The organism is Klebsiella sp. 28 (genome assembly GCF_018223905.1).
Taxonomy (GTDB): Bacteria; Pseudomonadota; Gammaproteobacteria; order Enterobacterales; family Enterobacteriaceae; genus Klebsiella; species Klebsiella pneumoniae.
The window spans coordinates 1-10,767 of record NZ_JAGRQY010000141.1; the positions used below are offsets into that span (position 1 = coordinate 1).

Below are 10,767 nucleotides of genomic sequence, written 5' to 3' on the forward strand. Positions count from 1 at the left end.
GCAACAAGCTACCCGCGATACGGATGGGTTTCGCGGGTAGCTTGTTGCCCCTGAACCTGGCCCTCTCTCCAGGGAGAGGGCTCCGCCCGGCCGCGTCTGTTACACCGGTTCACCAGAATGGAATTTGATTATTGAATAAGCATGGCGAGGAGTACCAGGCACAGCAGCAGCACATAGATGCGCGCATACCATACATCAGGTACCGCAGGGATTGCCCGGCGGCTAAACACTATCCCGGCCCAGCCGGTCAGGACGAGCAGGCCTAAAATTTTCAGGCTGATAAACCCCAGAAATCCGCTCAGCGGAATGCTGTGCCAGCCAATGACGGCATAGGTCACAGCCCCGCATAGCGCCACGGGCAAAGAAAGCGGGTTGGATGCGCTAACGCACTCCTGCATTGCATACCCGTGTCGCCGTAGCAGGGGCACCGTCATGACGCTGCCGCCCACGCCCAGCAATGCGGCGATCGTACCGATAATCACACCGCCGCCGGTGACCACTGGCAGGGACAGGCGACGCCGAGCGCTGCCCGTGAAAAAACCCTTGCGCAACAAACAATCGCTGATGGTTGCCAGCATATAGAGAATAAACAGCGCGCGAACAATATTCTCGCTCAATATCCCCGCCAGACAGGAGCCCACCACCGCCCCAATGGCAATAAACCATAACAACGGAAACAGCGTCTGCGCGGCAAGCCTGCCCGCCCGCCAGTTTCGATAGCTGACCCAGCCGGCGTTAAATATCATCACCGCCGTTGAGGTAGCCACCGCGATATGCATGGCGTTGCCCGCGATCGCCGGCTGCCGGAGCATCAGTTGATAGACAAAGGGCACCACCACAAAGCCGCCGCCGAAGCCGAACAGCACCGTGGTAATGCCGGTAGTAAAGCCTGCCAGCGCAATAATAACGATCTCATTCAAGAGAGTATCCCCGACCTGAAAATGAGCGAGCAGCTTATACCGGTCGCGTACTGCTTCCCATTTGCGTAGCGCTCAATTACCTTTGTAAATCGGTCAGAGGGAGGCAGGTGTGCGCAACGTAAAAATTGACGAGTTCGATCGACTCGATCGTGATGTGGTGGCGTTAGGTAATGACTATGCGCAGGGATTTATCCTGCCCCCGCACCAGCATCGTCGCGCACAGCTACTGTATGGCGCGACCGGACTGATGTATGTCACTACGCAAGACGGAGAATGGGTGGTTCCTCCGCAACACGCTGTCTGGATCCCCCCTGAAACCGTGCATGCCGTCAGATTTGCAGGGGTGACCACGCGTAGCTTGTATATTGAGCCAGACTGTGTGGCCGCTTTCATTAAACACCGTCGTTGCGAAGTGATCAGCGTCTCGCCGCTGTTGCGCCAGCTACTGCTTGAGGCTGTGGATTTACCACCGTTGTACGACAGCCCACGCGATCGCACGCTGATACAGTTGATGTTGCTGGAACTGGCCGCTATGCCGGTCCGCGAATTTGACATTCCGTTGCCGCAGCATCCGGCGCTGCTGGCGCTTTGTCAGGCTTTTTTGCTTAACCCCTCTATCCATGATCCTGCGGCGCGCTGGGCCAGGGCGCTGTTTATGAGTCCTAGTACCTTTCGCCGCCATTTCCTGAAGCAGTTGGGCCTGTCGTTTTCCGCCTGGCGACAGCGAGCCTGCGTGGTGAGCGCCCTGGCATGGTTGATAGCAGGCAAACCGGTGAACGAAGTGGCATTATCCCTTGGATACGACAATGCGTCCTCTTTCGCCACCATGTTCCGCCGCGTGACCGGGCAGCCGCCGTCGTTTTATCACCCAGCCTGAGGCGTCGGAGAAGGGGACTCCCGCAGCATGTGTCGGAAATGAATGTCGCTTTTATGGTGTTGCTATGCGTTTACGCGGTCATAAGACAGATAATCCAGGAAGGCCTGGCTTCGTTTTCAGGTACCCCTACATTTAGTGGTGGCTACATCCAGGCGGTTTATCTATTCTGCCTGTAACCGTGAGAAGACCGGAGTCTCTCTTTGTGAACAATCTTATCGTTGAAAAAATCATCATCATCATTCTTCTCATCCTGTGGGGATTCGATACCTTCAGAACCAGGAAAAGAAAACGCTATGATCCCGCGATTGAAGCGGCTGATGCCAGCGAACGTTATCAATGGCGCTATCTGAGATGGGGATTTCGAATCATACAGGTGGTAGCGGGAGTGTATATCGTCGTTCAACTGATACAGGTATTACTGAGATAGAGGCCGCCGGCAGGGCGGCGGGACAGAACATCTGGCTGACCAGAATGAGGTCAGGCAATAGCGGTTTTCACGTCGGCAAAGGGGAATGTCCGCTCTGAGCCAGGAGCGGAACTTACCCCGATGAAGTAAATCCGGATTTTTGCCGGATAAACCCCCAATAATTTACGTAGCAGGGATCCATTCAACAATAATTCTTGCCAACTCCCTGGGCTGTTCGAGCGGAATCATATGGCCGCAATCCAGAATGATTCTTAACGACGCATAAGGTATGGCTTCGACCAATTCTTCTGCCTCCTTCATCGAACGGATGGCATCATCTTCACTGGCGATAACCAGCGTTGGACAACGTATCGTTGCAGAAGGTATACCTTGCCTGGATAAGGATGATTGCGTGATGAAGGCTTCAAATCCCAGAGAGCATCCCATTTTCTGGATAGCTGAAATCATATCCTGATTTGATGTGTTTAGAGGGTGGAGTGACCGGGCAATAGCATGTCTGCTCAGCCCCTTAAAGGTTGTGGGGGACAATGACTGCACGCTTTTCCGCTTTGCTTCAGCTTCTAACGGCGTATCTTCCCGTAAGGAACTGGCAATAAGCACTAAGGACTCTACACGTTCAGGGAATTCTGCTGCCAGTTGTCGGGCAATATATCCTCCCATCGAAAAACCTATCAAAGAAAACTTCTCAGGCAGAAGAGTAATCAAATGCTGCACTACATCATGAATGGTTCGTCCTTCAGTTACAGTTGCATGATGAACAATACAGTTTGACGGGAGATATGTTTCAAATTCATGCCAAAGCATTTCATTCAGCATAAACCCAGGAATTAAAACGATTCTACGCGGCTTTAAACTCATAATTCTCGCTTAAATGCATCAGTGTATTTATTGGATAAGACAGGTTAAAAATATCTTACTAACAGCGACAATATCAAATTGCAGCCCTGGATAGGCGTTTGTCTATTTCCACAGAGTTTCTGAACGTTTCTAACGTTCTCCCTGGCTTCCTCCACCATCAACAGGCTGATCCCGAATTGAGCAAGCTCTAATGCCCAGGTCCGTGTACAACCTACCAGAGCACTTTTCCGCTTCTCGCTCATAGCGGACCTTCAAATCAGGTAGCTTGTCCGCTCTGTGCCAGGAGCGGACATTAAAATCAAAACCGATGGCAAGCTTACCGAGCATGACATTATGCTTGCGCTGCTTTGTAACGTGCTTCCAGCTTATCCAAAAAGCCAAAAAGTACTTGATTCATTTCACTGTAATCGTGCGCCCGGAGCGCTTCAGGCGTGTCAACGAAACGATATTCTGCTGCACGGCTCAGGTCTTTCTCAGAATGAGCGATCAGCCGTTCTACAACGTCCAATGTGAGCTCCATGTGGCACTGGAAACCAAAGACGCGGTCTGAATAGGCAACGATCTGCCGCGGACAGCCTTCGCTGTAAGCAATAATTTTGGCCTCTGGCGTCAAACCTGGCATATCGTTATGCCAGTGACCCACTTCCAGTGTTTTCCCAAAGTGAGAGAACATCTCATCCTTCCTGCCGTCTTCGGTCAATGTGATCGGGAATTTACCAATCTCTTTTTCCGGGCTATGAGAGAACGGCGCGCCCAGCGCTTCACCAATGAGCTGTGAACCCAGGCAGATACCGATCACCGCCTTACCGGTTTTAACCGCGGAAGCAATCAGCGCCTGTTCCGCTTTAGCATTAAAGTGCGGGCACGCTTCAAGCGTGGTGTCCGGATCTTGCGGACCGCCCATAACGACTAGAAAATCGATGCCTACGGCGTCATCAGGTAGCCGATCGCCTGCATAGACGCGTGAGTAAGTTACATCATGACCCTGGTTTATTGCCCAGGTTTCATATGCGCCCGGGGCTTCAAAACTTTCATGTACGATAAAGTGTACACGCATGAGGTTAAGCTCCTGTAATATCTTTGATGATCAGGATGATAAGTCACGCACCCATTGCCTAAGGCTCTACTCTGGGTGGTTCCAGTTTCGATATGATAATGGCAGGGGCTAAATCTGAAATGCCAGGTAGTATAGATAAAGCGCCAAGACATGATGAAACCACAGGCTGGTCCAGTACTGCGATAAGCTATCAACGCGGCGAGGCAGATCCTCCCCATCATCATGTTGAGGGGCAGCTACTCTTCGCCACCAGAGGGGTTATGCTGGTGCAAACAGAGAGCGACCGTTGGGTGATCCCTCCTCAGCGGGCATTATGGCTACCGCCTCTACATATCCATAGTTATCATCTGCTTTCACAAACCGATCTCAGGGCGATCTATTTCAGCAGTAGCCTTATCGCAGAATGTACGAGCTTTACCAAGAGTCAGCAGGTACACGTGATCACGGCTACGCCGTTAGTCAAAGAGCTTATCGCTGGGCTGTTCAGTGAGGACTACGCCAGACCGAGTCAACGGAAGATAGCGTTGTTGCTTCTGGAAATTCTCAGCGAGGCTCCACCTTTAACGATGGCGCTTCCCATGCCGAATGATGAGCGATTATTCAGCGCTGCCAGATCGCTACTGGTCAATCAGCGCTGGGAAGCATCGCTGAGCGAGCTGGCTTTTATGTCGGCCATGTCGGAACGGACCTTTTCCCGATTGTTTATGAAGGATACAGGCTTTAGTTTTAGAACATGGAAGCAGAGAGCCAGAATTTGCGCTTCGTTGGATCTTCTCGCGAACGGTGTTCCAATCAAACAGGTCGCTTACCAGCTTGGTTTCTCATGCCCGGCGGCCTTTACCGCTGCTTTTCGCTGCATTTTGGGGGCAACGCCACGCGATTTTGTGCCTTAAACCGGGAAACCCTCAAAGCGGTCTTTGAGACTGTCATGGGCATATTACCAGACGCAGAAACCCTGCGAGGGTAGGTGTATCCCGCCTTTGCTGTTGAGAAAGGTAGTTTAATTTGCACCCGACACACTCTCATTGATTAAAGCACGGAGTGGAGATTACTGCGGTCCACAGTTCTGACAAACCGTGAAAGAGAAGGCCTGCATGAAGAAAAAAGGTGTCGCGATGCGTGATGAAATTACCTTATGACAGACCTTACGGTGATTTACGGCACCGGGTGGATTCCGGACGCTGTGAGCCCCTCATTGCTACGAAGCCTGATTCTGCTGTACCTCACGCCATATGATAGCCTGCGCAACAATCACATCCTGCCCATTAATGCGTCCAGGGGAGTACTCCCGGGCCCTGCACGTCCCCTGTGTAGGCTGAAGATAAATTAGCATTGCTGTTAATCGTGGGTTCTGCAGATGGGTAGAAATTGATAACTTAGGATGCAAGTTCGTCCCGCTCTTTCTGCAGTTTTCATCGAGGGGATATTCTGCGGAATAATTGTGCCCATATACAAAGATAGTTCCGAATCGGAATGAGTTAATAATCGGTACAGCAGGCGTTGCGCTCGGGCCGACAATGATCGACCACGAAAAGCAGGAAGTATTACTTTGTCAGTAATACGATATCCTCTCAGAAAAGCGATGTTTCCTTTCTGGCATATTAGCAACCCGGCGCGAACATCGTTTTCATAGATAATATATACTTCTCTCTCTGAAATATGGTCACACAACTCTTCGTCATCAACTGCTACCAAATTGCTTGCAGATAGTTCGCGAACTGTCTGCCATGTATGCTTATAGGCATCACCCAGGGCCTGACAACACCAGTCAAAATCTTCGTATGTCGCCACTTGCAAAGTAAGAGATTTATCATTGAATTCAGGGGGTTCAGAAAAAGACGTGGCATATATATACTGGTCGGGAATACCCTGCAGGAAGGACTGGCCGGGTACAAGAATGCGGACATACTGAGCTCTGAGTTGTGACCATTCCTTACTAATGAGTTCTAATGCAGTATGATTTAGGTCAGAATCCATACCTACAATATCAATAAAAGGTTTGTTAATATTTCCGCCCTGATAACGGGGGCCAGTAAGAAATTGCTTTCCATCAATTTTGAGTTTTCGTTGTAAAAAATATTCCTGACATAATCCAGTTTCTCTCCAGGGAAATCCCGCCGAGAAACTTCTGTCTGTACACCTCGATTCCTGCTCTGACAACCATTGTTTTAACCATGAACGTAGAGTAACTTCAGGCACAGGTAGCCTGGCATATTGAGAGAGCATGTAAGATAGCATAAAAAATATTTTGCCCTTGGATGTAAAAATGTTTTTTTAAACAAATCAGAATAGTTCTACTCTCATTTTATTACCAATTATAGCTGGCACGTCAGCTCCTTGCTCAATGCGGACCTTTAGCTCGACAGCTTGTCCGCTCCGCGCCAGAAGCGAACAGTGTTATGAGTGGCCAGTGATAAAACGTCAGCCCGTTGACCTTGCCTTACAGCACCTCAACCACTTCAAATTCTTCTGCGATCAACTCCATATCTTCAGAAAAATGACCTTCAGAGCTGAAAAATCTCTGATGCTCTTTCTTCCAGTATTCAAGGCTTAAATCGCCTTCACCTTCTTTGCGGGCGAACGCTTCAGTGACATCACAAAAACGAACCAGCTGCATCGAAATCAGTCTGATCACGCAAACTGGAACATTCTGACCATCAAGAATAATGTTATAACTCCCGATTCTCGGGGCGGATTCTTCCTGCTGGTAAGAGGCAAAAGATCCGCAAGAGGCCGTTTTGATCCCTTTTTTGATCAGGTCAGCCAGCTCGTTAGCCAGTTCCGGACTGTCACCCATTTGCCAGGCATCTGCGCCGGGATATTTCTTTTTTATTTCCTCAACCTCAACCATGAAAATTCCTTCGTTATCGTCAATGAAAAGAAAAGCTATCCCTTTTTTAACATGAGCGGTCCCAACATAATAGGCGATATCATTCTTTAGATAGTGTGGTCCGTTCTTCGCTCAAAACTGACCTTGATCGATAACTTCGGCTGGTTGGACAATGCGTCGATTCCATTCTCGATGAGCCGAATCGGCGCCATTGTCTCCACGGGTATCGCGCTGTACTTGATTTACTCCAGCAGCTGGGCAAAAGCCGCAACGGTAGAAATCCCCCGTCGGCCAGTACCGCAGGGGAGCTGACGATTATTGCCAGCGTTTCAGCAGCAGGCTGGCGTTAACGCCGCCAAAGCCAAAACCGTTCGACAGCGCATAACGCATCTTCTGCGGGCGGGCCTGTAGCGCCACCAGGTTCATGCCTGCCGCGTCTTCATCGGGGTGATGCAGGTTCAGCGTCGGCGGCACCACCTGGTCACGCAGCGCCTGAATGGTGAAGATGGCCTCGATCCCGCCGGCCGCGCCTAACAGATGGCCGGTGGCGGATTTCGTCGAGGTAATGGCGACCGGATGCGCGCCAAACAGCGTTTTAATCGCCGCCAGCTCACCTTTATCACCGACCTGCGTCGAGGTGGCGTGGGCATTGATATGGTCAATCTCGTCGACGGTCACCCCGGCCTGGCGAATTGCGGTCTCCATGGCCCGACGTGCGCCGTTCCCGTCTTCCGGGCCCGCGGTCAGGTGATAAGCATCTGCGCTGGTGCCGTAGCCGACCAGCTCGGCCAGCGGCGTGGCGCCGCGCGCCAGCGCGTGCTCCAGCGACTCGATCACGATAAGCCCGGCGCCTTCTCCCATCACAAAACCATCGCGGTCACGGTCAAAGGGGCGGGAAGCGCTTTCCGGCTGGTCGCTGTAGGCGCTGGACAGCGCCCTTGCCGCGGCAAACCCGGCCAGGCTAACGCGATGAATTGCCGCTTCCGCGCCGCCGCAGAGGGCGATATCCGCCTCGCCGCTGCGGATCATCCGCGCTGCATCGCCGATGGCCTGGGCACCCGCTGCGCAGGCGGTGACCGGCGCGCCGATGGGGCCCCGGAAGCCGTGGGCGATAGACACATGCCCGGCGGCCAGGTTGGCCAGAAAAGAGGGGATAGTGAACGGCGAGAGACGACGCGGCCCGCGTTCATCGGTGGTATGTACCGCATTGGCGATCTCGCTGAACCCGCCGATCCCGGTGGCGATCACCGTGGCAGTGCGTTCCTGTTCGGCCTCGGATGCTGGCGACCAACCGGCCTGGGCCAGCGCTTCGCGGGCGGCGACCAGCGCAAACTCAATAAAGCGATCCATCTTTTTGCGCTCTTTCGCCGGGATGGTCGCCAGCGGGTCGAAGCCGTGCAGCGGATCGCTGTCAATGGACGGCACCTGGCCGGCCACTTTGCAGGGAATATCCGCGACCAGCTGCTCGCTGAGTCGGGTGATCCCTGACTTTCCTGCCAGCAGCGACTGCCAGACGTGCTGTACGCCGCAGCCCAGCGGGCTGACAATCCCCATCCCGGTGACGACAATGCGTTTAACGGAAACGCCCATAGTTAACTCTCCTGTAGTATCAGTGTGCCGGCGGCTTTTTCATCAAGGGAACCAGCAGCGCGGCAAGTAAAAAACCCATCATGATGAGGTAGAAAGCATCGGAAAATGCCTGGGTTCGCGCCTCCCGTAGCGCCAGCGCGGAAAGATTTTTCAGCGCCGCCGTCTGCGCGGCATCCGGCGAGATCCCCTGGACGGTGAAGTTTGCCGCGCTGCGCTGAACAAAATCGCTCATTGCCAGGTTGGCGTTATTCAGATGGTCCGCCAGGCGGCTATAGTGCAGATTGGTTCTGTCGTTAAGCACCGTGCCGCACAGGGCGATGCCGATGGCGCCCCCGAGGTTGCGCATCAGATTAAACAGCCCGGAGGCCAGCTTCAGGCGCGCGGGCGGCAGGCTGCCCAGCGTCAGGGTCACCGTTGGCGCGACGGCAAACTGCTGCGCCAGTCCGCGAAAGGCCTGCGGGAGCAGCAACTGGTCCGCCCCCCAGTCGTGAGTGATCGGAACAAAGCTGTACATTGACACCGCAAAGCCGATCAGCCCGGCCATCAGCAGCCAGCGCAGATCGACGCGGTTGGCGAGCCACGAATAAAACGGAATAGACATGACCTGGAACAGACCGGTGGAAAATACCGCCAGGCCGATCTCCAGCGCACTGAAACCGCGCACGCTCCCCAGATACAGCGGGGTTAAATAGATGGTGGCGAAGATGCCGACGCCGGCCATAAACGAGAAATAGCAGCCGAGGCTGAAGGTTCGATCCTGCAGGGCGCGGAGATCCATCACCGGCTGCGGATGGCGCAGGGTGCGGATAACAAAGGCCACGCCGCAGAGCAGGGCGACCCAGGCGGTGGTCGTCAGGGTCGCGTCATCAAACCAGCCCCAGCGCGGACCTTCTTCGAGGGTATATTCCAGGCAGCCGAGGGACAAGGCCAGCAGCAGAATACTGAGATAGTCGGCGCCGCGCAGCAGAGTGGGGTCGGCGCTGTCTACTTTTACCAGCAGCGGCACTGCCACCGCGATGTAAATCCCCGGAACAACGTTGATAAAGAACAGCCAGTGCCAGTTGTAGTTTTCGGTGATCCAGCCGCCCACCGTTGGACCCAGCGTAGGGGCGAGGGAGGCCAGGCCGCCGATCGTCGCCGCGGCGATGACTCGCTGTTTGCCCTGAAAAAAGGCGAAAGCGGTGGTGAACACCAGGGGGATCATCGACCCGCCCGCCAGTCCCTGCAGGGCGCGGAAGGCGATCATACTCTGGATGTTCCACGCCCAGCCGCACAGCAGGCTCATCAGCGTGAAGCCCGCCGCGGAAGCGGCAAACAGCCAGCGGGTCGACATGACCCGGGCCAGCCAGCCGGAAAGTGGGATAATAATGATCTCGGCGATCAGGTAGCTGGTTTGTACCCAGACGGTTTCATCGTCGCCCGCCGACAGGCCGCCGCCAATATCCCGCAGCGAGGCGGAGACGATCTGGATGTCGATAAGGGCAATAAACATCCCCACGCACATGCTGGCGAAGGCGAAGATCTTCTTCGCCGTCGGCATCGACAGACCCTGCGGGGCGGACAGCGCCTGAACGGTGCTCATCGAGGGCTCTTTTCGTTCACGGTGACGATAACCGACAGTCCCGGGCGCAGGACGTCAAGCTTTGCCCCGTCACCTTCCAGCGCAATGCGGACCGGCACCCGCTGCACGATTTTAGTGAAATTCCCGGTCGCGTTCTCCGCCGGCAGAATGCTGAAGCGTGAGCCGGTCGCCGGCGCCAGGCTGGCGACATGCCCCTTAAAGGTATGGTTCGGCAGCACATCGGCGACGATGGTCACCGGCTGGCCGGCACGCATATGCGCCAGCTGGTTTTCCTTGAAGTTAGCGTCAATCCACAGGCCGTGCGCGGGTACCAGGGAGAGCAGCTGCGTACCGCTGCTGACGAAGGAGCCGGACCACGCGCGGCGGTTGCCAATCACCCCATCGAACGGCGCGCGAATGTCGGTATAGCTGAGGTTCAGCCTGGCCATCTCGAGGTTAGCCTGGGCCTGCGCCAGGGCAGCCAGGATTTGCTGCTGGCGAGCATCCAGCACCGCCAGCTGACGTTCGGCCACGGTTTTATCCGCTTTGGCCTTCTCCTGCTCGGCGTGCGCCCGGCGATAATCGGCGGAGGCGTTATCGCGGATCTGTGCGGAAATCGCGCTCGACGCGGCCAGGGCGTTATAGCG

Annotated in this window: 11 protein-coding genes and 1 pseudogene; 4 read left to right on the plus strand and 8 right to left on the minus strand. The window is 54.5% G+C overall.

Annotated features, from left to right (window positions below):
* Positions 1-128: 128 nt before the first annotated feature.
* The gene (locus tag KHQ28_RS22045) at positions 129-920 is read right to left on the minus strand and encodes a sulfite exporter TauE/SafE family protein (protein WP_032418937.1); all 792 of its coding nucleotides are present in this window, start codon (positions 918-920) and stop codon (positions 129-131) included.
* A gap of 109 nt (positions 921-1,029) precedes the next feature.
* Here KHQ28_RS22045 and KHQ28_RS22050 point away from each other — a divergent pair, with 109 nt between their 5' ends.
* Positions 1,030-1,797: a helix-turn-helix domain-containing protein gene (locus KHQ28_RS22050; protein WP_004189983.1), complete on the plus strand. Its 768-nt coding sequence runs from the start codon at positions 1,030-1,032 to the stop codon at positions 1,795-1,797.
* A gap of 202 nt (positions 1,798-1,999) precedes the next feature.
* Positions 2,000-2,224 (plus strand): hypothetical protein, encoded by a 225-nt coding sequence (locus KHQ28_RS22055; RefSeq protein ID WP_032418938.1) that lies wholly within the window; start codon positions 2,000-2,002, stop codon positions 2,222-2,224.
* A gap of 162 nt (positions 2,225-2,386) precedes the next feature.
* Here the strand turns inward: KHQ28_RS22055 and KHQ28_RS22060 are convergent, their stop codons facing one another.
* Together KHQ28_RS22060 and KHQ28_RS22065 are read right to left on the minus strand one after the other, a co-directional pair.
* Positions 2,387-3,082 (minus strand): alpha/beta fold hydrolase, encoded by a 696-nt coding sequence (locus KHQ28_RS22060; protein ID WP_023286465.1) that lies wholly within the window; start codon positions 3,080-3,082, stop codon positions 2,387-2,389.
* 331 nt (positions 3,083-3,413) lie between these two features.
* Positions 3,414-4,139 carry a GMP synthase gene (locus KHQ28_RS22065; protein ID WP_003026048.1) on the minus strand — a complete coding sequence of 242 codons (726 nt, stop codon included), beginning with the start codon at positions 4,137-4,139 and terminating at the stop codon, positions 3,414-3,416.
* A gap of 92 nt (positions 4,140-4,231) precedes the next feature.
* Between KHQ28_RS22065 and KHQ28_RS22070 the strand changes: the two genes are divergently transcribed.
* A complete protein-coding gene (locus tag KHQ28_RS22070) occupies positions 4,232-5,032 on the plus strand; it encodes a helix-turn-helix domain-containing protein (protein WP_024622652.1) in 801 nt (266 codons plus the stop codon).
* Between the two features lie 445 nt (positions 5,033-5,477).
* Here KHQ28_RS22070 and KHQ28_RS22075 read toward each other — a convergent pair whose 3' ends face one another.
* Entirely contained in the window at positions 5,478-6,377 is a 900-nt protein-coding gene (locus KHQ28_RS22075; RefSeq protein WP_071890486.1) for a hypothetical protein, read from the minus strand.
* A gap of 202 nt (positions 6,378-6,579) precedes the next feature.
* Positions 6,580-6,936, minus strand: coding sequence for an ASCH domain-containing protein (locus KHQ28_RS22080; RefSeq protein WP_014343081.1), 357 nt, complete (start codon positions 6,934-6,936; stop codon positions 6,580-6,582).
* A 153-nt stretch (positions 6,937-7,089) separates the two neighbouring features.
* Between KHQ28_RS22080 and KHQ28_RS29315 the strand changes: the two are divergent.
* Positions 7,090-7,281 (plus strand): annotated as a pseudogene (locus KHQ28_RS29315) (hypothetical protein); the annotation flags it as partial.
* A gap of 3 nt (positions 7,282-7,284) precedes the next feature.
* Here the strand turns inward: KHQ28_RS29315 and fabF are convergent.
* From fabF to KHQ28_RS22095, 3 genes are all read right to left on the minus strand, one after another.
* Positions 7,285-8,559: a beta-ketoacyl-ACP synthase II gene (gene fabF, locus KHQ28_RS22085; protein WP_004179968.1), complete on the minus strand. Its 1,275-nt coding sequence runs from the start codon at positions 8,557-8,559 to the stop codon at positions 7,285-7,287.
* A 19-nt stretch (positions 8,560-8,578) separates the two neighbouring features.
* Positions 8,579-10,141, minus strand: coding sequence for a DHA2 family efflux MFS transporter permease subunit (locus KHQ28_RS22090; protein ID WP_015958439.1), 1,563 nt, complete (start codon positions 10,139-10,141; stop codon positions 8,579-8,581).
* On the minus strand, positions 10,138-10,767 hold a 630-nt coding region (locus tag KHQ28_RS22095; protein ID WP_211777680.1), incomplete at its 5' end, for an HlyD family secretion protein. The genes KHQ28_RS22090 and KHQ28_RS22095, both read right to left, overlap by 4 nt.